The organism is Vulcaniibacterium tengchongense (genome assembly GCF_003814555.1).
GTDB classification, from domain to species: Bacteria; Pseudomonadota; Gammaproteobacteria; order Xanthomonadales; family Xanthomonadaceae; genus Vulcaniibacterium; species Vulcaniibacterium tengchongense.
In genome coordinates this window covers 881,777-902,665 of sequence record NZ_RKQN01000002.1, presented here as the reverse complement: position 1 = coordinate 902,665, position 20,889 = coordinate 881,777, and the positions used below count along the sequence as shown (strand labels likewise).

The 20,889-nt window shown below is 73.5% G+C and carries 20 protein-coding genes and 2 pseudogenes; 8 read left to right on the top strand and 14 right to left on the bottom strand.

Features of this window, described 5'->3' with window-relative positions:
* Positions 1 to 5: 5 nt before the first annotated feature.
* Positions 6 to 1,625 carry a hypothetical protein gene (locus EDC50_RS10405; RefSeq protein ID WP_123770389.1) on the bottom strand — a complete coding sequence of 540 codons (1,620 nt, stop codon included), beginning with the start codon at positions 1,623 to 1,625 and terminating at the stop codon, positions 6 to 8.
* Positions 1,626 to 2,017: 392 nt separating this feature from the next.
* Positions 2,018 to 2,902: a M15 family metallopeptidase gene (locus tag EDC50_RS10400; RefSeq protein WP_123770388.1), complete on the bottom strand. Its 885-nt coding sequence runs from the start codon at positions 2,900 to 2,902 to the stop codon at positions 2,018 to 2,020.
* Positions 2,903 to 3,121: 219 nt separating this feature from the next.
* Here EDC50_RS10400 and EDC50_RS10395 point away from each other — a divergent pair, with 219 nt between their 5' ends.
* Positions 3,122 to 3,808 (top strand): hypothetical protein, encoded by a 687-nt coding sequence (locus tag EDC50_RS10395; protein ID WP_123770387.1) that lies wholly within the window; start codon positions 3,122 to 3,124, stop codon positions 3,806 to 3,808.
* Positions 3,809 to 3,837: 29 nt separating this feature from the next.
* Here EDC50_RS10395 and EDC50_RS10390 read toward each other — a convergent pair whose 3' ends face one another.
* The 4 genes and pseudogenes from EDC50_RS10390 to EDC50_RS10375 form a co-directional block, all read right to left on the bottom strand.
* Positions 3,838 to 4,860: a 3-oxoacyl-ACP synthase III gene (locus EDC50_RS10390; RefSeq protein WP_123770386.1), complete on the bottom strand. Its 1,023-nt coding sequence runs from the start codon at positions 4,858 to 4,860 to the stop codon at positions 3,838 to 3,840.
* 84 nt (positions 4,861 to 4,944) lie between these two features.
* Positions 4,945 to 5,472, bottom strand: a complete 528-nt coding sequence (locus tag EDC50_RS10385) for a lipocalin-like domain-containing protein (protein ID WP_123770385.1) — start codon at positions 5,470 to 5,472, stop codon at positions 4,945 to 4,947.
* 100 nt (positions 5,473 to 5,572) lie between these two features.
* Positions 5,573 to 5,893: pseudogene (locus tag EDC50_RS10380) on the bottom strand (DUF4156 domain-containing protein); the annotation flags it as partial.
* 251 nt (positions 5,894 to 6,144) lie between these two features.
* Positions 6,145 to 9,000, bottom strand: coding sequence for a M16 family metallopeptidase (locus EDC50_RS10375; RefSeq protein WP_123770383.1), 2,856 nt, complete (start codon positions 8,998 to 9,000; stop codon positions 6,145 to 6,147).
* A gap of 166 nt (positions 9,001 to 9,166) precedes the next feature.
* On the opposite strand from EDC50_RS10375, the gene EDC50_RS10370 reads away from it, so the two are divergent.
* Both EDC50_RS10370 and EDC50_RS10365 read left to right on the top strand, forming a co-directional pair.
* Positions 9,167 to 9,877, top strand: coding sequence for an SDR family oxidoreductase (locus EDC50_RS10370; protein ID WP_123770382.1), 711 nt, complete (start codon positions 9,167 to 9,169; stop codon positions 9,875 to 9,877).
* A 52-nt stretch (positions 9,878 to 9,929) separates the two neighbouring features.
* The gene (locus tag EDC50_RS10365; RefSeq protein ID WP_123770381.1) at positions 9,930 to 10,409 is read left to right on the top strand and encodes a tRNA (cytidine(34)-2'-O)-methyltransferase; all 480 of its coding nucleotides are present in this window, start codon (positions 9,930 to 9,932) and stop codon (positions 10,407 to 10,409) included.
* Positions 10,410 to 10,457: 48 nt separating this feature from the next.
* Here the strand turns inward: EDC50_RS10365 and EDC50_RS10360 are convergent, their stop codons facing one another.
* Complete coding sequence (locus tag EDC50_RS10360; RefSeq protein WP_123770380.1) at positions 10,458 to 10,775, bottom strand: hypothetical protein; 318 nt, start codon at positions 10,773 to 10,775, stop codon at positions 10,458 to 10,460.
* A gap of 251 nt (positions 10,776 to 11,026) precedes the next feature.
* Between EDC50_RS10360 and EDC50_RS10355 the strand changes: the two genes are divergently transcribed.
* Both EDC50_RS10355 and EDC50_RS10350 read left to right on the top strand, forming a co-directional pair.
* Positions 11,027 to 11,587: an OmpO family porin gene (locus EDC50_RS10355; protein WP_123770379.1), complete on the top strand. Its 561-nt coding sequence runs from the start codon at positions 11,027 to 11,029 to the stop codon at positions 11,585 to 11,587.
* A gap of 216 nt (positions 11,588 to 11,803) precedes the next feature.
* Positions 11,804 to 12,415: an outer membrane beta-barrel protein gene (locus tag EDC50_RS10350; RefSeq protein ID WP_158635747.1), complete on the top strand. Its 612-nt coding sequence runs from the start codon at positions 11,804 to 11,806 to the stop codon at positions 12,413 to 12,415.
* Positions 12,416 to 12,527: 112 nt separating this feature from the next.
* Here EDC50_RS10350 and EDC50_RS10345 read toward each other — a convergent pair whose 3' ends face one another.
* From EDC50_RS10345 to EDC50_RS10325, 5 genes are all read right to left on the bottom strand, one after another.
* Positions 12,528 to 13,559: an NAD(P)H-dependent glycerol-3-phosphate dehydrogenase gene (locus tag EDC50_RS10345; protein WP_123770377.1), complete on the bottom strand. Its 1,032-nt coding sequence runs from the start codon at positions 13,557 to 13,559 to the stop codon at positions 12,528 to 12,530.
* 12 nt (positions 13,560 to 13,571) lie between these two features.
* Complete coding sequence (gene secB / locus EDC50_RS10340) at positions 13,572 to 14,090, bottom strand: protein-export chaperone SecB (RefSeq protein ID WP_123770376.1); 519 nt, start codon at positions 14,088 to 14,090, stop codon at positions 13,572 to 13,574.
* Between the two features lie 164 nt (positions 14,091 to 14,254).
* On the bottom strand, positions 14,255 to 14,692 hold the full coding sequence (locus EDC50_RS10335; protein ID WP_123770375.1) for a rhodanese-like domain-containing protein: 438 nt from the start codon (positions 14,690 to 14,692) through the stop codon (positions 14,255 to 14,257).
* A 63-nt stretch (positions 14,693 to 14,755) separates the two neighbouring features.
* Complete coding sequence (locus EDC50_RS10330) at positions 14,756 to 15,175, bottom strand: hypothetical protein (protein WP_123770374.1); 420 nt, start codon at positions 15,173 to 15,175, stop codon at positions 14,756 to 14,758.
* A gap of 65 nt (positions 15,176 to 15,240) precedes the next feature.
* Complete coding sequence (locus EDC50_RS10325) at positions 15,241 to 15,705, bottom strand: YiiD C-terminal domain-containing protein (RefSeq protein ID WP_123770373.1); 465 nt, start codon at positions 15,703 to 15,705, stop codon at positions 15,241 to 15,243.
* 47 nt (positions 15,706 to 15,752) lie between these two features.
* Here EDC50_RS10325 and EDC50_RS10320 point away from each other — a divergent pair, with 47 nt between their 5' ends.
* The 3 genes from EDC50_RS10320 to EDC50_RS10310 are packed head-to-tail and all read left to right on the top strand — an operon-like array spanning position 15,753 to position 18,794.
* A complete protein-coding gene (locus EDC50_RS10320) occupies positions 15,753 to 16,520 on the top strand; it encodes a uroporphyrinogen-III synthase (protein WP_123770372.1) in 768 nt (255 codons plus the stop codon).
* A gap of 49 nt (positions 16,521 to 16,569) precedes the next feature.
* The gene (locus EDC50_RS10315; protein WP_242003118.1) at positions 16,570 to 17,529 is read left to right on the top strand and encodes a hypothetical protein; all 960 of its coding nucleotides are present in this window, start codon (positions 16,570 to 16,572) and stop codon (positions 17,527 to 17,529) included.
* A gap of 20 nt (positions 17,530 to 17,549) precedes the next feature.
* The gene (locus EDC50_RS10310) at positions 17,550 to 18,794 is read left to right on the top strand and encodes a heme biosynthesis protein HemY (protein ID WP_123770370.1); all 1,245 of its coding nucleotides are present in this window, start codon (positions 17,550 to 17,552) and stop codon (positions 18,792 to 18,794) included.
* Between the two features lie 507 nt (positions 18,795 to 19,301).
* On the opposite strand, the pseudogene EDC50_RS16790 reads toward EDC50_RS10310, so the two are convergent.
* Both EDC50_RS16790 and EDC50_RS10300 read right to left on the bottom strand, forming a co-directional pair.
* A pseudogene (locus tag EDC50_RS16790) lies at positions 19,302 to 19,478 on the bottom strand (Fic family protein); the annotation flags it as partial.
* Between the two features lie 40 nt (positions 19,479 to 19,518).
* On the bottom strand, positions 19,519 to 20,796 hold the full coding sequence (locus EDC50_RS10300) for an acetyl-CoA C-acetyltransferase (RefSeq protein WP_123770369.1): 1,278 nt from the start codon (positions 20,794 to 20,796) through the stop codon (positions 19,519 to 19,521).
* Positions 20,797 to 20,889: the final 93 nt, after the last annotated feature.

Here is a 20,889-nt window from a genome sequence, read left to right as displayed (position 1 = left end):
AAACGCTACGTCCTGATCGGTTGGGCGGCCGCGGCGGTCGCGTCCGCGACCGCCGGCGGGGCGATGGAAGGTGTCACGGCCAAGCTCGCGCGCACGGCGTCCTCGCCGACGGCCAGCGCCAGGACCGGGGCGCGGTCCCGCTGCGCCTGCGCGGCCGCGAGCGCCAGCAGCGCCAGGGGGGCGGCGATGCCGACGTCGCCGCAGACCATGCCGAAATGCAGGCCGTGCAGGTCCGGTTCGAGCTCGGGGAACTGCGCCGCGAGCGCGCCGGCGGCCTCCACCGAGCGGCTCGGCCGCGGGTCGGCATCGCTGACCAGCGCGCGGACCGCGTCGGCGCCCCAGCCCGAGACGCCCAGCGCGCGTTCGCATACCGCGGCTGCCTCGCGGATCGCGGCGCGGCTGCGGCCGTCGCGCGCGGCGCTCTCGACGATCGGCCGGTGCAGCAGCAGCGGCGCGGCATCGGCTGCGTCCGCGTCCGCGTCCGCGTCCGCGTCGGCGTCGGCGTCGGCGTCGGCGTCGGCGTCGGCGTCGGCGTCGGTCGCGGCCGCCAGCAGCACGCCCGCCGCCGCCTCGCCCGGGATCCGCCCTTCGGGCCGGGTCGCCGAGAACAGGCGGCCGGCGAGGTCGAGCTCCTCGATCGCGCGCGCGCCGACCGAGGAATCCGCCGCCAGCAGCAGGAAGCGGTCTCCGGCCGGCAGCCGCTTGTGCTCCTGGCCGATTTGCTCGATCAGGCGCCACGCCTCGCGCGGCTGCGCCAGCGGCAGCGAAACCCATTCGATCGCAGCATCGTCGTAGCCCAGCCCGTGGGCGAGACGGCGCAGCCAGTCGATCGCGATCTCGCGCACGCGCGCCGGCCAGCGCGCCGGCAGCAGCAGGTGCGCGTGCAGCACCGGCCGCGCGGCCTGCGGCGCGGCGCGCACCGAACGCGAATGCGCGTAGACGTACGCGGGCAGCGCGTCCGGGTCCTGCGCCGGCGCGGCAGCGGCGGGTTGCATGGCCAGGTCGGCCCGCAGCAGTTCTTCGGCGACCGGTTCCAGCAGCGCGAGCGCGCGCTTGGCTTCCTCGTCCCAGTGCTCGACCGGCTCTTCCGGCGCGAGCGCCTGCAGCGAAGCGACCACCGCCTCCGTCGCGACGTCGTCGACGGGCGCGGCGAACACCGGCAGGCCGTGCTGGTCCTTGAGGCTCGGGTGCAATCCGGGCCGCGGCGCGGCGCGCAGGTTCTGCAAGGCCTCCTCCGCGCTCGCGCCGGCCCGCGACCATACCGCCTGCGCGCGCAGCTGCAGCCGGTAACCGGGCGCGGGCGCGGCCTCGCCGCCGGCCGTTTCCGCGGCGAGGCCCGATCCGGCGGCGACGCGGGCGCCGCGGCGAAGCCCGCGGCGCAGGCCGGCCCGCAGCAGATAGAAGCCCGCGATCAGCGCCACCGGAAACGCAAGCAACCACAGCAGCAGGTCCCCGGCGTCGGGATTGGCCCCTGCCGTCTGCCAGACGAAGACCACGGCCACCCAGGCCAGCACGCAGACCAGGCACCACGACAGCAGCCGCTTCCACCAGGGCCACGGGCGGGCAGGTCGAGGGGCGCGGACTTCAGCGCTGCGCATGGTGTCCCAGGCGGTTCGTGCGGGCATTCCGGCGGCCGCCGCGGCCTGCGGGAGCGTGCGGCGCGCGCGCCCGGGCCGCCGGCCCGCCGGGCGCCCGCTTCGCGACCGGGTCGGCCCGCCCGCCGCGTCCGGCGGCGACATCGGGTACCGGCCCGCGCGCGCGGCACCGGCGCCGGTCCGCGGCCCTCGCCTGAGCCGCGCCGAAGGCCCGCGCAGCGAAGGCGAGCCGCCCCGTCGTCGGCCCGCGCGGGCGACTCGCCGCCGCCCTCGGGCGCGCGGCCGGCCGCGACGGCGGCAGGGCCGGTCGTGTCGCTGCGGACGATGGGGATTGGGACATCGACGCACTCCTTGTCACTCGTGCGGGGCGAGCGGAGCCTCCTTGTGCAGGCGAGGAAGATACCAAGACTCTCCGGGCTTTATCACCCCGCCCGCGCCGCGCGGATCGCGGCGCGGCAGGCGGATTTGGCCTCCAGGTGCACGTAGTCCTTGAGGCTGCGCCAGCTGCCGCCCCATTCCAGGCCGGCCTCCTGGGCGAGGCGTCCGTAGAGGAAGTAGGCGTTGCGGGTCCAGGGATCGGACATGTCCCATTGCAGCTTGCCGTCGCGCAGCGGCGCGCTGTCGACGGCCAAGCCGTACTGGTGGCAGCTCAGCCCCGCGCCCGCGCGCGTGGCCTTGCCGGCGCGGGCGAGTTCCGCCTGGCGTTCGGGGCTTCGATACCCCTCGACCAGCGCCATCTCGATGCCGTACTGCTCGCGCATGACCTGGTACACCGCCAGCACGCGCTGCTGGAAATCGGGCTGGATCCGCTCCCAGCGGCGGTCGGCGGTGACGATCTTCTCCGGCACGATCGCCGCCGGCCCCATCTTCAGCAGCGTGGCCTCGGCGGCGATAAAGATCTCCGGCGGCAGGTCGGGCGGCGGCACCAGCCGCTCGCCGCGCAGCAGCGCCAGCACCTGCGACTGCGCCGGGTCGACGACCGCGTCGTCGAACAACTCGAGTTGGGGCCGCTGCCGCAACTGCAGGATGAGCAGCGGCGGCACCGCCAGCACCGCCACCGCGGCGAGCAGCGGCCAGCGGTTGCGCTGCAGCCGCCGCAACAGCGAGTTCGTGCCGGCGCGAAGCCGCTGCCCGGAATCGGCGCCGCGCGAGGAAACGCGCTCGCCGAGCCGCGCCGCGCCCGCGGCCAGGCGGCGCGAGAAACGCCCCAGCAACGCCGCGCAGGCGTCGCGCGCCTCCGGAAACAGCGCCAGCCAGGCGGCGAGCCCGGCCAGGAGGAAGAAGATCGCTACGCCGATCGCGAGCACGCGGGACCTGTCCGTGGAGCGACGACGTCGGCCGCGCAACGCGTCGCGTTGACGGTCCGACCTCGTCGGCTAGAATGCAACGAGCCTGAATCCGGCCTTTTCCGGAGCTGGAAAGGAGTCCACGTGGATCGGCAAGAGGCCAAACCCAACCGCCCCAGCCTGCTTTCCAACACCCCTGCACCCGTATCGGGGCCCGCCCCGGCACGGATTCTAGCAGGCATGGAAGGCCGCAAAGAGGCGCCGCCGCCGGCCGCTCCGCGCACTCGCAAGTTCCCGCTGCTGGCCGGCGCGGCGGCGCTTGCCGCGCTGGGCCTGATCGTGGCCGGCTTCGTGCTGCTGGGCGAAGGCGACCCCATTCCGGTCGCGCCGGCGCCGGCCTCTCCGGTCGCCACGCCGGCCGCGCCCGATCACGGGGCGCCGGCGACCTCGATCATCGTCGACGCCGCGCCCGACGAGACGCCGTTCTCCACGAGCGAATCCAGCGCGATGGCCGCCGACGAGGACCGCGCCTTCGCCGAGGCGCTGGCCGCCGCGACCGCACCCAAGCCGCCATCGTCCGCGCCGGCGGCGCGCGCGCAAGCGCGTACGCGCGAGGCTTCCTCCTCGACGCCGCGACGCGCGGCGACGCCGGCGAACGCCGGCGCGGATCCGGACCTGCTCGCCACCTTGCTGAAGAACATCGAGCAGCCGGCGTACGCGCGCGGCGGCAGCGAACCCAGCGCGATGGACGACCTGGTGCAGCAGCTCCGCGCCCGCGACGGGCGCGCCGCCGACGCGCCGGCGCAGGACGTGCAGGCGTTGCTCCGCCGTTGCCCGCGCGCCAACACGCCCAAGGGGCTGGAATGCCGCCAGGCGGTCTGCGCCCGCTTCGCCGGGCTCGATCCGGCCTGCCCGGCGCCGCAGTAACCCGACGGGTCGCTACGCGGCGCGGCCGCTCACCACACCACCTCGGCCATCGAGCAGTTCAGGCCCGAGCCGATGCCGAGCAGGGCGATGCGGCTGCCCTTCTTCAGGCGGCCCATCTCGCGCAGCTTGCTGAGCACGATCGGCACCGAGGCCGGGCCGATGTTGCCGTGCTCGCCGAAGATGGTCATGACCTTCTTCGGGTCGATCCGGAACGCGCGCAGGAAGGCCCTGGTGTGGGCCTTGCTGACCTGGTGGATGACGAACTCGTCGAGCTCCTCGACCACCCAGCCGAGCGCGGCGCGCGCGGCGGCGAAGGTCTTCTGGCCGAGCTTGAGGCCTTCGATCATCAGCATGCGGCCGTCGGCGATCATGCGGTCGTGCACCAGGTCGCCGCGGCACAACTGGTTCCATTCGGTGGCCGAGCGGGTCACGCTGCCGCGGTAGCGGGGCGCGCCCGGGGCCAGCTCGCTGCGCGCCAGCACCATCGCCGCGGCGCCGCTGCCGAGGGTCAGCGTGGCCATCTCGTCGCGGAACTGCTCTTCGGTCACGTCGGGGCGGCTGAGCCGCTCGAGCGTCTTCTCGTAGGCCAGGTCGGCGGTCTCGCCGTTGACCACCAGGGCGTAGTCGATCTCGCCGCGCTCGATCATGCGGCTGGCGATGTCCATGCCGTTGAGGAAGGCCAGGCAGGCGTTGGCGACGTCGAAGTTCTGGCAGGTGTCGGGCAGGCGCAGGTTGCCGGCGACGATGCTCGCGGTCGACGGCTCCAGGTAGTCGCGGCTGACCGAGGTGTTGACCAGCAGGCCGACCCGGTCGGCGTCGATGCCGGCATCGGCCAGCGCCTTGACGCCCGCCAGCGTGGCGGCGTCGGAGGCCTTGACCTGGCCGTCCCACAGGCGGCGCTCGCGCACGCCGGCGACTTCCTCGAGCACGTTGTACTTGATGCCGAGGCGGTCGAGGGTGGGCTTGAGGCGGGCGTGGATCTCCTCCGAGGTCAGCCGGCGCGGGGCGTCGATATGGGCGAGGCCGGCGATGGCGACGTGCTGGAACAACATGGGGGCTGACCGGAGGCGTTAAGAGCTCGTGATCTTAGCGCTTTTGCGGCGCCCCCCGCCATACGGTAGCGTGTGGAACGCGGGCTACTCGACCCGCTCGAGTACGCGGCGCCAGGTCCGCCCGTCGCCGATCGTCAGGCGGTCGCCGGACACGGAGACGGGCCGGACCTGGTCGGTGCCGATGTAGTCCGGCAGCGAACCGCCCTCGACGTGGTGGGTCACCGTGCCCCGGGCTTCGTCGACGCGGTAGGTGCCGAAGTAGCCCGCGTACCCCTCGTGGATCGCGGCCAGTTCGGCCGGGCTCGGACGATCGGGATCGGCGAATCTCGCCGGCGCCGGCGTCCTCATGATGTGCACCGACACGTGGCCCGTGGGGTCGTAGACGATGTAGCCGCGCGGATTCGGGCCATAGGGCTGGATCCACGCGCTGCCGGGGTCGTCGCGATCCCGACGGTCCTCGATGGCGACCACCCGCCAGGTGCCCACCAGGCGGTCGCGCAACCCCGGCGCGGCCATCGGCCCGGCCGCGCGCGCCGGTTCGGCGGCGGCCGCCGGCAGCGCCGACGACAGCAATGCGGCGAGGACTGCCGTTCGGATCGGCGTTCGGAGCATCTGCGGACCTGCAAGCTGCGGCTCAACCGCCCAAAGGGTAGGTCTGCACGCCGGTCGTCGCGCCGGCGCCGGTGCTGGCCGCGCGCCCGCCGCCCGCGCCGCAGCGCCAGGCGGCGTAGCGCTGTTCGCCGGCGACCGGTTCGCCCAGCGGCTGCACGGTGTCGGCCTGCAGGCCGGGCGCTTCGTTGCGGGCCAGGGTTTCCAGTTCCTCGCGCACGCGCAGCGGGTTGCGGCGGTACAGGCCGACCCGGTCCTTGACCGAGACCACCACCTCGCCCCGCTTTTCGCAGCCGGCCGGGGCGCCGCCGGCGGCGATCACCCGCACCGCGGCCGCGCCCGGTTTCATCGGCACCCAGGTGCAGCCGGCAGCGAACAGCGCGATGCCGGCCAGCAGGCTCAACCTCGAAGTCGTCGTGCGCATGGTTCTCGTGGTCGAAGCGGAAGACGGCGGGATTGTCGCCGCATCGCCCGCGATTGGGAACGACGGCGGGTGAACGGCGGGCGATGCCGGCGCCATCCCAGGCGCAGCGCCAAGGAACCCACCGCCGACGCGCGCGGACGGGCGCGTCGGTCGCGCCGGACACGGCGCGACGATCCGTCGCCGCGACGGCGTCGCCGCTCCCGCCACGACGGCGGGAGCGGTGCGCCGCGCCGGCTCGAACCCTGCGCGCCCTAGCGCTTCGCCGCCGGCTTGCCGTCGGCGTCGAGCACCTGCACCTCGCCGAGGTCCAGCGCGCGGATCGGCTGCTCGATGCGCTCGAGGTCGCCCACGACCACCCAGGTCAGCGCGTTCGGATCCAGCGTCGCCGCGGCGCGCTTGACCTGCTCCGGCGTCAGCGCCTCGATCTCGGCCTTGCGCTTGAACACGTAGTCGTCGGGACGCCCGTAGCGGACGATGCCGCCGATCGTGCCCAGCACCGCCGACGCGGTCTCGTAGGCGCCGGGCAGGCCGCGGATCTCGGTGGCCTGGATCTTCGCCACCTCGGCGGCGGTCGGCGGCGCCTTGCCGCTGGCGTAGTCGGCGATCTCGCGCCGCATCTCCTTGAGCGATTCCACCGTCCTGTCGATCTGCACCGGCGCGAACGCCAGCCACGGCCGCTGGCCCAGCGCGTTGGAGGTGAAGCTGTAGGCGCCGTAGGCCCAGTGCTTGTCCTCGCGCAGGTTCATGTTCAGGCGCGAGGAGAACTCGCCGCCGAGCACCGCGTTGGCGATGTCGAACTTGACCGCATCGGCGTGCCGGGTCGACGGCACCAGCTCGCCGGCGAAGATGTTGGCCTGGATCGCGCCGGGCTGGTCGATCAGGAACACGCGCGGCTTCTGCGGGCGCGCGACCTCGGGCACGGTGGTCGCGGCCGCGCCGCCGCCCTCGCCCGTCCAGTCGCCGAAATGCTTCTCCAGCAACGGCACGATCTCCGCGAGCGTGGTGTCGCCGACCACGATCAGCGTCGCGCCCTGCGGGCGCAGCCAGCGGCGGTGGTAGCCGAGCAGGTCCTCGCGGGTCAGCGCGGCGATCGACGCCTCGGTGCCGCTGCCGCTGAACGGCATCGCGTACGGGTGGCCCTCGCCGTACAGCAGCGGCGGCAGCACGCGCAGCGCGGCGCCGTTCGGGCGCGCCTTCTCCTGCTTGATGCCGGCGATCCAGCTGGCCTTGACCCGGTCGATCTCCTTCTGCTCGAAGCGCGGCTCGCGCAGCATCTTGGCGAACAGCGCCAGCGACGGGTCCAGCGACTCCTTCAGCGCCGACAGCGAGGCGCGGCTGCCGTCGAGCGAAGCGCCCGCGCCCAGCGTGGCGCCGAGCGATTCGGCGCGGTCGCCGAACGCCAGCGCGTCGAGCTCGCCGGCGCCCTCGTCGAGCATGCCCATGGCGAAGCTCGAGGTGCCGAGCTTGCCGCCCTGGTCGGCGCGGAAGCCGCCGTCGAATTCGTAGCTGAACTGCACCACCGGGATGTCGTGGCGCTCGGCCAGGATCACCTGGGTGCCGTTGCTCAGCCGCGCGCGCTGCAGCGCCGGGAACTTCAGCTCGGGGAAGCGCGTGGTCTGCGGCACGCCCTGGCTGCGGTCGACCGTGCTCGGCAGGGTCTTGTACTTCGGATCCGCCGGCGGCAGGGTCAGCGGCGTCGGCGTCACCGACGGCTCCTCCGGCAACGGCGTGCGCGGGCCGGGCACCACCACCAGGGTGTGGCTGCCCTTTTCCAGCCACTTCGCGCCGACCGCGCGCAGGTCGGCGGCGCTGGCGGAGGCGATGTGGTCGAGGCTCGCGCGGAAGCAGCCCGGATCGCCGGTATACACCGCGCATTCGGCCAGCACGTCGGCCTTGCCGCCGAAGCCGCCGATGCGCTCGATGCCGCGCACGAACCCGGCCTTGAACATCGTCTGCGCCTGCTTCAGCTCGGTCTGGCTCGGGCCTTCGCGCAGCAGCCGGTCCACCTCCTCGTCGATGACCGCCTCGACCTTGGCCGGCTCCACGCCCTGCTTGACGTCGGCCATGATCAGGAAGTTCGAGCTCAGCTGCGAGGTGGAGACGAACGCGGAGACGTTGTCGACCAGCTTCTCCTCGTGCACCAGGCGCCGGTCCAGGCGCGAGGACTTGCTGCCGCCGAGCACCTGCGCCAGCAGCACCAGCCGGTCGGCGTCCTCGGTGCCGGCCTGGGCCACGTTCCAGGCGCGGTAGACGCGCGCCTGCGGCACCTGGTCGGTCATGGTCTGGCGGCTGTCCTTCGCCAGCGGGGCGACGTCGACCTTCGGCTGGGCCATGCTCGGCCCGGCCGGGATGTCGCCGAAGTACTGGGCGACCTTCTCCTTGGCGGTGGCCACGTCGATGTCGCCGGCCAGCACCAAGACCGCGTTGTTCGGGCCGTACCAGGCGCGGAACCAGGTCTTCACGTCCTCCAGCGAGGCCGCGTCGAGGTCGGCCATCGAGCCGATCGTGCTGTGGTGGTACGGGTGGTGCTTCGGGTACAGCGCGCGGTTGAGCGCGTCCCACACCTGGCCGTAGGGCTGGTTCTCGCCCTGGCGCTTCTCGTTCTGGACCACGCCGCGCTGTTCGTCGAGGGTCTTCTGGTCGATCGCGCCGAGCAGGTGGCCCATGCGGTCCGATTCCATCCACAGCGCCATGTCGAGCGCGGTGGTCGGCACGTTCTCGAAGTAGTTGGTGCGGTCGGAGTTGGTGGTGCCGTTCATGTCGGTGGCGCCGACCAGCTCGAACGGCTCGAAGAACTCGCCCTTGTGGTTCTCCGAGCCGTTGAACATCAGGTGTTCGAACAGGTGCGCGAAGCCGGTGCGCCCGGCCGGCTCGTCCTTGCTGCCGACGTGGTACCAGAGATTGACCGCGACGATCGGCGCCTTGCGGTCGGTGTGCACGATCACGCGCAGGCCGTTGGGAAGGGTGAACTGTTCGTACGGGATGTCGACGCCGGCGGACGCCTTCGTGTCGGCCCGCGCCGGGGACGGCGCGAACGCGGCGCCGCCGAACGCGGCGGCCAGGGCGAGGGCGAGGGCGGCGGCACGCGGCCGATGCGCTGGGCTCATGCGGAACTCCTGTCTTTGGAGAGGGGCGCCGGGCTTCCCCGCCCGGGCACCCCGCATCCTAGCCGCCGCCCGGCGGCCGCCGCACTAGGCCACAAGTCCCGCATCACCTGCGCGCCGCGGCCGCGGCGCTAGGCTTTCGCCGGATTCCTGTTGCCGGAGGTTCGCGATGAATGCCCGCCCTGCGCCGCGCCGTTGCCTGGTCACCGGCGCCAACCGCGGCATCGGCCTGGAGTTCGTGCGCCAGCTGCTCGCCCGCGGCGACCGCGTGGTCGCCGCCTGCCGCCGGCCGGCGCGCGCGCACGCGCTGAACCAGCTCGCGGGCGAGCATCCGGGCCGCCTGCACGTGCTGCCGCTGGACGTGGCCGAGCCGAAGAGCCACGCCGAGCTCGCGCGCGAGCTGCCGCTGGCGCTCGACGGCCTCGACCTGCTGATCAACAACGCCGGCGTGCTGCATTCGGGCGAACGCTTCGGCCAGGTGCCGATCGCCCATCTCGACGACAGCCTCCGCGTCAACGCCAGCGGCCCGTTCCTGCTCACGCAGACGCTGGCGCCGTTGCTCGCGTCCGGGGCGGTGGTGGCCAATCTCTCGTCCGAGCTGGGTTCGATCGCCTCCGCCGCGGGCTTCCACACGCCCAGCTACGCGATCTCCAAGGCGGCGCAGAACATGGCCACGGCGCTGCTGGCCCGGGCGCTCGCCGAACGCGGCGTCGCCGTGCTCGCGCTGCATCCCGGCTGGGTGCAGACCGACATGGGCGGTGCCGGCGCGCAGGTCGCGCCGGCCGACGCGGTGCGCGGCCTGCTGCGGGTGCTCGACGCGGCGACCGTCGCCGACAGCGGGCGCTTCCTCGACTGGCGCGGCCGCGCGGTGCCGTGGTGAGCGCGCCGCGCGCGTGGCGGATAATGCGCCGCCCGCGCCGCCGCCGACCGCGATGTTCGACGTCATCCTGTTCCAGCCCGAGATCCCGCCCAACACCGGCAACGTGATCCGCCTGTGCGCGAACACCGGCGCGCGCCTGCACCTGGTGCGGCCGCTCGGCTTCGCGCTGGAGGACCGGCAACTCAGGCGCGCGGGCCTCGATTACCACGAGTACGCCACCCTGCAGGTGCACGACGACCTCGACGCGGCGCTGGCGGCGATCGCGCGCGAACGCGGCGCCGCGCCGCGGGTGTTCGCGCTGAGCACGCGCGGCACGACGCGCTTCGACGCGCCGCGCTACCAGCCCGGCGACGTGTTCCTGTTCGGCCCGGAGACGCGCGGCCTGCCCGCCGACGTGCTGGAGCAGGTGCCGCCGGAGCAACGCCTGCGCCTGCCGATGCGCCCGGACAACCGCAGCCTCAACCTGTCCAATGCGGTCGCGGTGACCGTGTTCGAGGCCTGGCGCCAGCACGGCTTCGCCGGCGGCGGCTGACGCCCTCCGCGCGCGCGGCGGCCGCAACAGCAGGAGCGCGCGGCGGACTCACGCGGCGCGGTCGAGCGCGCGCGTTCCCGCGGCCGGCATCTCCGCGCCGATGGCCGCACCGATTTCGCCGGCCCGCATCAGCCCCAGCAACGACATGCCCAGCGGGGTCAGGCCGATCACCGCGCCGGTGTACTTCTTGCCGGCGACGTCGTGCACCACGGCCACGTCGATCAGGCCCTCGGTGCGCATGAACTCCAGGCCCGCCTGCACCTCGGCAGCGCTGTGACCGGCCAGCTTCAGCTGGCTGACGTTCACGCCCGGCAGCGCGATTTCGAAGGTTTCCAGCAAGCGCCGGATCAGATCGGTGGTCCACATGGTCGGCTCCTCGCGTTGTCCCGTTCCACGGTAGGAGCGCATCGCGGGCGCGGAAATCGGAAAACTACGAAACAGCCGGAGCGCCGCGGTTCCCGCGCCGCGCCCCGGGCGACCTCGCGCAAGCGCAATAGTTCCTGAACTTTTCGGTTCAGAATTCAGGTTAAATTGAAGTTATGCGCGGATACTGCGCCTGCCGTGGCGGCGCCGTGCGCCTGCCGCGGACCGAACTACAACGAAAAGAGGCCGAATTCATGAAGCGTTCCTTGCTTGCCCTGACCCTGCTCGCGGCGCTGCCGTTCGCCGCGTCCGCCGCCGACGGCGTGTCCTACACCTACGTCGAGGGCGGCTACATCGCCACCAATCCGGACGAAGGCGCCGACGCCGACGGCTGGACCATCGGCGGCTCCGGCGCGATCGCGCCGAACTTCCACCTGTTCGGCAGCTACAGCAACCAGGAGATCGAGCACACCAGCATCGATTTCGACCAGTGGCGCCTGGGCGTGGGCTACAACCACGAGCTGAACCCGAACGTCGACCTGCTCACCCGCGTCGCCTACGAGAAGTTCGACGCCGGCCGCAACGCCGACTTCGACGGCTGGAGCGTCGAGGCGGGCGTGCGCGGCGCGTTCTCGCCGAACTTCGAGGGCTACGCGCTGGCCGGCTACGAGGACTACGACCACGGCATCGACGGCGACTTCTACGGCCGCGTCGGCGCGCTGGTGAAGTTCAACCCGACCTGGGGCATCAGCGGCGAGGTCAAGTTCGCCGACGGCGACACCCAGTACTTCGTCGGTCCGCGCGCCAGCTTCTGACGGCGGAACTTCCACGACCGCCCGCGGTCGAAACTCGCGTCACCGTTTTCGCGACCTCTCTCTCTCCCCCGAACGTCGCGATCGAAGCCCGGCTCCGGCCGGGCTTCTTTTTTGGCCGGCGCGCGGCCGTTGCGGCCTTGTGAAAATTCCGTTATCTTGTGCCGCCGCTCGCGCAGCGGCTGGACATTCATCACTACTACAAGGATGGGGGGACCCATGAAGCGATCCATTCTGCTGGCCGCGGCGCTCGCGGCGGCGCCCTTCGCCGCGTCCGCGGCCGAAGGCGTGAGCTACACCTACGTCGAAGGCGGCTACGCCAAGATCCACTACGACGAACGCGATCTCGACAATCCGGAAGGCGACGGCGGCTACATCCGCGGTTCGGTCGCGATCTCGCCCTCGTTCAACCTGTTCGGCAGCTACGCCAAGGTCTCCGAGGACTACCGGCTGCTCGACGAGTACAAGCTCGACGTCGACCTGAGCCGCGCCGAGTTCGGCGTCGGCTATCGCCAGGAGATGGGCGAGCGCCTGGACTTCATCGCCGAGCTGGCCTACCAGCGCCTGGAACTCGAGGCCCGCCTGCCCGGCTTCGGCTCGGGCAGCGACGACGCCAAGGGCGGCCGCCTCGCGGTCGGCCTGCGTGGCGGCAACGCGCGCGCCGAGGGCTGGGTCAAGCTGGGTTACCTCGACGGCGGCGACTTCGAGGGCGACTTCGTCGGCACCCTCGGCGGGCAGTTCAAGTTCAACCGCACCTGGGGCCTGGTCGGCGAGGTGGAGGTGGTGGAAGACGTCACCCAGTACTTCGCCGGGGTGCGCGCCAGCTTCTGATCGCGGCCGCGCCGCGCGACGGGAAAGCCCGGCTTCGGCCGGGCTTTTTCCTTGCGCGGCGTGCGCGACACACGGCCGCGACCGGGCCCGGGCGCCGCGCCCGGGCCGCGCGTCAGCGGTCGAACAGCCCGGCCGGGTACTCGGGCTTCTGCTCGCGCGCGAGCAGCTGGCGCAGGCCGTCGGCGGGCGTGATCTCGCCGTGCAGCACCGCGCGCACCGCGCTGGAGATCGGCAGCTCGATGCCGTGGCGTTCGGCCTGCCGCATCACCTCGTCGGCGGTCTGCACCGATTCGACCACCTGGCCGATTTCGCGGACCGCGTCGGCGATCGACTGGCCGCGGCCGAGCGCGAGGCCGAGCCGACGGTTGCGCGAGAGGTCGCCGGTGCAGGTCAGCACCAGGTCGCCGAGCCCGGCCAGGCCCATCAGCGTCTCGGCCTTGCCGCCGATCGCGTGGTTCAGCCGCAGCATCTCGTTGAGGCCGCGGGTGATCAGGCCGGCGCGGGCGTTGAGGCCGAGCTGCATGCCGTCGGCGACGCCGGTGGCGACCGCCAGCACGTTCTTCATCGCCCCGCCGAGCTCGGCGCCGAGCAGGTCGTTGCCGGTGTAGGCGCGGAACGCCGGACCGTGCAGCGCGTCGGCGACGAGCTGGGCGAACGCCGGGTCGCGGCCATGCACGGTCAGCGCGGTCGGCAGCCCCTGCGCCACTTCCTTGGCGAACGACGGGCCGGTCACCACCGCCAGCGGCACGCCGTCGCCGAGCACCTCCTCGGCGACCTCGTGCAGGAAGCGGCCGCTGCCCGGCTCGAAGCCCTTGGTCGCCCAGGCCACGCCGGCGTGCGCCGGACGCAGCGGCGCGAGCGTGCGCAGGGTCTCGGCGAACGCGTGCGAGGGCACGACCACCAGCACCAGGTCCGCGCCGCGCAGGGCGCCGGCCAGGTCCTCGGTCGCGCGCACGCGCTCCGGCAGGGCGATGCCGGGCAGGTAGCGCGGGTTCTCGCCCCGCGCCCGGATCGCCGCGATGGTGTCGCGGTCGCGGCCCCACAGCACGGCGTCGTGGCCGTGCCGGGCGATCAGCGCGGCCAGGGCGGTGCCCCAGGACCCCGCGCCGAGCACGGCGACGGTCGAGGGCGCTTTCGCGTCCATGGTGCGGCGCCGTCAGGCGTTGCCGGCGGTCTCGGCGTCGGCCAGCCCGCCCTGGTTCTGCTGCTGCGCGGCGCGCTGGCGCAGGCCTTCGGCGTACAGGGCCTCGAAGTTGATCGGCTGCAGGAAGAACGGCGGGAAGCCGCCGGCCGAGATCAGGTCGCTGATCAGCTGGCGCGCGTACGGATACAGGATGTTCGGGCAATGCGTGCCGAGCATCGCGTCGAGCGTCTGCACGTCGAAGCCGGCCAGGCCGAACACGCCGGCCTGCTTCACCTCGGCCAGGTACACCGACTTGTCGCCGATGCTGCAGGTCAGGGTGATGCCGAGGACCACCTCGAACACGTTCTCGTTGAGCCGCTGCACGCTCTGGTTGAGGTTCATCTGCAGCTGCGGCTGGGCCTGCTCGTTGAACACGGCCGGCGCGCCCGGAACCTCGAACGAGACGTCCTTGACGTAGATCTTTTCGACGGTGAACGCCGGGCCGGCGGTTTCGGCGGGCGCGGCGGCGCCGTTGGCGGTTTCCTCGGACATCTCGTGCGACTCCAGTGACAAAGCGGTAAGTGGGCGATTATGGCACGCGGCTTCGGCGCGGCCGGCCATTCAGATTGCGCGAGGCGGCGCGGCCGCGGCAAGCCTCCCCTTCCGCGCGTCCCCGCCGATCAGCGTTGGGGCGTGCGCGGCGCGATCAAGGGCGCTCAGGCGCGGCCCTTGACCAGCGGCAGGTCGGCCTGCTGCCAGGCCAGGATGCCGCCGTCGAGCCAGTAGACCTTTTCGAAGCCGGCCTTCTTCAGGCGCTTGGCCGCGTCCGCGGACGCCTGGCCGTTGCGGCACACCACCACCACCGGCAGCTGCCTGGCCGGCGCCAGCAGCTTGTTCTCCGGATCGAACTGGCTGGGCTGCACGGACTTGCTGCCGGCGATGTGGCCCTTCTCGAAGTCGGCGCTCGCCGACAGATCGACCACCAGCGCGTTCTCGCGGTTGATCAGCACGGTGAGCTCGGCCGGGCGCAGCGCCTTATAGCCGCGGAACAGGCGCGCGATCTCGGTGTAGACGATGGCCAAGGTCAGGCCGGCCAGCGCCAGGGACAGATAGGGGTGGCGCTCGGCGAAGGCCAGCAGTTCTTGGAAGTTCACGGCATCACGGGGGCGAAGCGGGGCCGCGATTGTCGCCCAGCCCCCGCGGCGGCGCAAAACCGGTCAGCGGCCGTCCCACAGGTCGGGCAGGCCGCTGGTCAGCCACCAGGTCCTGGCTTCGGGGTCCCAGCGCCATTGCTCGCGGTAGCGCACGGTGCGCTCGGCCTGGGTGTGGCGGTTGACCACGCCGATCTCGATCTCGCGCACGGCCTCGCCGGCCTTCATGTCGGCGCTAGCGCCGCGGTCGCGGTAGGCGGTGATCTGCACCTGGCGGTAGCGCTCCAGTTCCAATTCGGTGACCGGGTGCGCCTGGCGGTACGCGGGGTCGATCAGGTTCAGCGCGCCCTCGAAGTCGCCCCAGCGGATCGCCCCGGACCACGCGTACTGGTTGCGCTCCAGCGCGTCGCTCTTGCGGCTGGCCGCGGCGGGGCCGGCGACGAGCAGCAGGCCGAGCAGGGCGGCGGCGATCAGCGGCAGGCGCATGCGGAAGGTCCGGCGGGAAGACCGCGGCATCGTACCGCTTCGCGCGCCGCGCAGGCACGGGTCGCTCAGCGCCTGGCGATGGCGACGTAGCGGCCGGTCATCTCGGTGGCGACGCCGCCGTCGGGCAGGCGCGCCCGCGCGACCAGGCCGACGCGGGCGCGGCCGCGCTCGCGCAGCGTGGCGGCGAAGTCCGGCCAGTTCCATTCCGGCGCCAGCGCCGCCTCGACCTCCAGGTCGGCGAACAGCGGCGCCAGGTAGCGGATCTGGCTGTCGGCCACGTAGACCTCCGCGTCCAGCGCCGCCGCTTCCACGTGCAGCGACACCAGGCCCCAGCCGGCCAGCGTCATCAGCGAGGCCAGGCTGCCGCCGAACGCGCAGCCCTTGTCGTTGACGTGCGCCGCCAGCGGCGCGCGCAGGCGCAGGCGGTCGCCGTCGTAGCCGGCGATCTGCAGCTGCATCGACGCGACCGGCGGCATCGACAGGTAGTGATCGTGCAGGCGCCGCAGCGCCGGTTCGGACGAAGGATCCATGCGGACGGGATGTCGGGAACGGGGCGCGGCGCGGCTATGCTGGCGGCATGTCCGCACGCACGCCGCCCGCATGGTACGTGATCTCGCTGCGTCCGCGCGGCGAACACGCGCCGCTGCGCCGCGCCGCCGCGCGCCGCGGCGCGGGGCTGATCGCCTTGTCGCCGTGGCGGCTGCGCGCGCGCGAGGACGACGCGACCCGCGCCGCCCTGCGCGATGCCCTGCGCGCGCACGCGGTGCTGTTCACCAGCCCCGCGGCGGTGCGCGCCGCGCGCGCGCTGCAGCCGTTGCGGGCGCGGCGCGGACAGCGCTGGCTCGCGGTGGGCGCCGGCACCGCCGCGGCGCTGCGCCGCGCCGGTGTCGACGGCGTGCTTTCGCCGGCGCGGATGGACAGCGAAGGGCTGCTCGCGCTGCCGGAGCTCGCCGACCTGCGCGGCGCGCGCGTCGGCTTCGTCACCGCGCCGGGCGGCCGCGGCATGCTCGCGCCGGCGCTGCACGCGCGCGGCGCGGAACTGCTGCGCGCCGACGTGTACGAGCGCGAGCCGGTCGCGCCGGCCGCGCGCGACGTGGCCCGGTTGCGCGCGCTCGCCGCGCCGGCGGTGCTGGCGCTGTCCAGCGGCGAAGCCCTGCAGCGCATCCTCGACGTCCTGCCGCCGCCGGCGCGCGCGCAGTTGCTGCGCGCGCGCGTGGCCGCCGCGAGCGAGCGCCTGGCCGCGCTGGCGCGCGCGCACGGCTTCGCCGAGGTGCGGGTCGCGCGCGGGCCGCGGCCACGCGACCTGGTCGACGCCGCCGCCGCGGCGCTCGCGGACGCGGCGTGACCGCCGTCGCATCCGGTAGCATGGCGCGGTTCCCCCAGCCTGCGCGCCCGTGTCGACACCGCTTCCTTCGTCCGCTCCCCGCCCCCGCCGTTGGCCCTGGCTCGCCGGATCGCTGTTGGCGCTGGCCGCGGCCGGGCTCGGCCTGTGGCAGTGGCGTGCGTGGGACGCGCGCACGCGCGCGGCCGCGGCCGATCTGGCGCTGCGGGTCGAGGCCGCCGAATCGCGCCTGGACGCGCTGCGCCGCGACCAGCGCGCGCAACAGCAGCGCCTGCAACAGGCCGACACGACTAACCGCGTGCTGCGCGACGAACTGCTCGGCATCGGCCAGCGCGCCAGCCTGCTCGAGGACACCGTGTCCAAGCTCGCCGACCCCGACCGCCGCGGCGACCAGGCGCTGCGCCTGGACGAAGCCGAGCTGTTGCTGAGCCTGGGCCAGCAGCGCCTGCTGATCGCCGGCGACCTGGACGGCGCGCGCCGCGCCTACGCGCTGGCCTCGGGCGTGCTCGAGGCGATCGCCGACCCGGCCTACCTGAGCCTGCGCCAGACCTTGCAGCAGGAGCGCGCGGCGCTGGACGCGCTCGGCGCCGACCCGCGCGCGCAGGCGCTGGCGCAGCTGGACGCGTTCGCGGCGACGCTCGGCGCGGCGCCGCCCGCGCCGGCCGCGGCCGATCCGCAGGCGCCGTGGTGGCGACGCGCGTTCGGCAGCCTGGTCGAGGTGCGGCCGAGCGACCGCGCGGTCGCCGTGCAGCCGGCGGACCGCATCGCCGCGCTCGCCGGCTTGCAGCTCGAGATCACCCTGGCGCGCGCCGCCGCCGAGCGCCGCGACGTCGCCGGCTACCGCGCGGCGCTCGCCCGCGCCGAGGCCTGGCTGGCGCGGCTGTCGCCGCCGTCGCCGGCCCTGCGCGGGCAGCAGGCGCGGCTGCGCGCGATCGCCGCGCGGCCGCTTTCACCGTCGATTCCGACACTGGGCAGCACACTGCAGCAACTGCGCCAGCTGCGCGCCGACTGAGCCGACACAGGGAGGTCGCGATGAACGTGTTCCGCCAACTGCTGTTCTGGATCGTGCTCGCGCTGGCCGGCGCGCTGGTCGCGCAACTGCTGGTGCAGGATCCGGGCTACGTGCTGGTGCGCTACGGCGGCAACGACTACAGCACCAACGTGCCGAAGGCGATCGCGCTGCTGATCGCCGCGTTCGCGCTGCTGTGGCTGCTGGCGAAATTGGCCGGCCTGCCGTTCGCCGCACTGCGCCGGCGCCGCGAGCAGCAGGCGCGGGCGCGCCTGATCGGCGGTTTCGAGGCCCTGCACGAAGGCCGCTGGACCCGTGCCGGGAAGCTGCTGGCGCAGGCCGCCGAGCGGCGCGACGCGGCCGCGGCCGCGCGCATCGGCGCGGCGCGGGCGGCCGCCGCGCGCGGCGACTTCGACGCGGCGCAGCGCCAGCTCGCCGGCGTCGACGCCGCGCCCGCGCGTGCGGTCGCCGCGGCCGACCTCGCGCTGCTGCGCGGCCGCGCGGCCGAGGCGCTGGCCGCGCTCGACGACCCGGCTGCGCAGCCGCTGCCGCCGCGCGGCCTGGCGCTGCGCGCGCAGGCGCTGGCGGCGCTCGGCCGCGCCGGCGAGGCCTACGGCCTGCTCGGTGCGCTGCGCCAACAGGAGGCGTTGCCGGCCGAGGCGCTGGCCCGGCTCGAGGCCGAATGGGCCGCGGCCGCGTTGCGCCAGGCGGAGGACGCCAACGTCCTCGCCGACCGCTGGGAAGCGCTGCCCAAGCCGCTGCGCAACGACCCGGACGCGGTCGCCGCCTACGCCGAACGCGCCGCCGCGCTGCGCTGGGACGAAGCCGCGGCGCGCAGCATCGAACAGGCGCTGGACGCGCGGTGGCACGAACCGCTGGCCGAGCTCTACGGCCGCCTGCCGATCGGCCGCCTCGACGCGCGCCGGCAGAACGCCGAGCGCTGGCTGCAGGCGCATCCGGCCAGCCCCGCGTTGCTGGTCGCGCTGGCGCGGCTGGCGCGCGCGCAGGGCCAATGGCCGCAGGCCGAAGCCTACCTGCATCGCGCCCTCGCCCAAGGCGCGAACGCCGACGCCTGGGAAGAGCTCGGCCACGGCTTCGCCCAGGCCGGCGACGAAGCGCGCGCGCGCCTGTGCTACGCCAACGCCCTGCGCGCCGCGCGCGGCGAAGCGGCCGCGGAACTGCCCGGCCGCGACCTGCGGCAGAAGATCTACGACGAGGCGGTAGTCGAGGAGCGCGACGAGCACGGCGTGCCGCGGCTGCGCGGCTGAGCGGAAGGCCGGCCGCCAGATTTCCAGCTTTTCCGGCAGGTCCCCGGCCGCGTCGAAGACGTAGGCCTTGCCTTGCTTGTGCTGCCGCAGCAAGCCCTTCTCCACCAGCCCGAGCAGGTCGGTGCGCGCCGTCTGGTAGGTGATGCCGTGCAACTGCCGGTGCGTCTCGATCCGGTAGAACTTGCCGGGATGGCGCACCGCATCGAGCAACAGCGCGCGCTGGCGATGATTCAGTTGCAGCCCCTTGGCCGAAGTCGGGCGCAGCAGGGCTTCCGCGCGGCGGCGCTCGTCCGCCTTGCGCGCCAGATAGGCATGCAGCCCGTCGATGGCCTTGACGATCACGTCGAGCTGGTGGTTGACGAAGTACCCCAGGTCGGCGTCGTCGGTCTCGGTGTACAGGCAGGCGCGCAGGTATTGCGCCTTGGCGTGCTTGAGGATGCTGGAGATCGACAGGAACTCGACCCTCCAGTAACCGGAGCGCAGCATCGACCCGTAGAACAACGCGCGCGCAGTGCGCCCGTTGCCGTCGTAGAACGGATGGTCGTAGCCGATCTGGAAGCGGATCGCGATCGCGCGGATCACCGGATCCAGGAAGCCGTCCTCGTGAGTCGCGTTGGCGAAATCGCACAGCGCCTGCATCCGCCCGGGCAGCTCGCGCGCGGGCGGCGGCACGTGCGGCACGCGGCCCTCCTCGCGCGCGGCGGGCCAGCTCGTCTTCCCGGAATCAACGCTCCAGGATGGCCACCACGCCCATCCCGCCGGCGGTGCAGATCGAGACCAGGCAGCGGCCGCCGCCGCGCTGCTTCAGTTCCTTCGCCGCGGTCGCGACGATGCGCGCGCCGGTGGCGGCGAACGGGTGGCCGGTGGCCAGCGAGGAGCCGTTGGGGTTGATCCTGGCCGGGTCGATCCGCCCCAGCGGCGCGTCCAGGCCGAGGCGGTTCCTGCAGTAGTCCTCGCTCTCCCAGGCGCGCAGCGTGCACAGCACCTGCGCGGCGAAGGCCTCGTGGATCTCGTAGAAGTCGAAGTCCTGCAGGGTCAGGCTGTTGCGGCGGAGCATCTCCGGCACCGCCACGGTCGGCGCCATCAGCAGGCCCTCGCCGTGGACGAAGTCGACTGCGGCGACGTGCGCGTCGCGCAGGTAGCACAGCACCTCGTGGCCGTGCCGGGCGGCCCAATCCTCCGACGCGAGCAGGCAGGCCGCGGCGCCGTCGGTGAGCGGCGTCGAGTTGCCGGCGGTGAGCGTGCCGCGGCCGCTGGTCCGGTCGAACGCGGGCTTGAGCGAGGCCAGCTTCTCCAGCGTGGTGTCCGGGCGCAGGATGTTGTCGCGCGAGACCCCGCGGAAGCTGACCACCAGGTCGTCGAAGAAGCCGCGTTCGTAGGCGGCGGCCAGCTTCTTGTGCGAGGACAGCGCCCATTCGTCCTGCGAGTCGCGCGAGATGTTCCACTGCTTGGCCATGTCTTCGCAGTGCTCGCCCATCGACTTGCCGGTGCGCGGCTCGGCCACGCCGGGGAACTCGGGCTTGAGCTCGCGCAGGTGGAAGCCGCGGAACGCCGCGAGCTTGTCGCGGGGGGTCTTGGCCGCGGCCGCGGCGAGCAGGCGCCGGCGCAGTTTCTGCCCGTACACGATCGGCACGTCCGACGTGGTGTCCGAGCCGCCGCCGATGCCGGCCTCGATCTGCCCGGCGGCGATCTTGTTGGCGACGGTGATGATCGAGTCCAGCGAGGTGCCGCAGGCGCGCTGCAGGGTGATGCCCGGGGTCAGCGGCGACAGCCCCGAGGACAGCGCCGCCTCGCGGCCGAGGTTCCAGTCCGAGGAATGCTTGATCACCGCGCCCATCGCGACTTCGCCGAGCTGCTGCCCGTGCAGGCCGAACTTCTCGACCAGCGCGCCGAGCGTCCGCACCGACATGCCGAGGTTGCCGACGTCCGCATAGGCCGTGTTCTGGCGGCAGAACGGAATGCGGACGCCGCCGAGCACGGCGACGGGACGGACGGAGCGCATCGCTACACCTCGCGGGACGGATCACCCGGGCCGGCATGGCGCGCGGGCATAATGGCCGCAGTGTAGCGCCGCCTCCGCGAGCGACCAAACGCC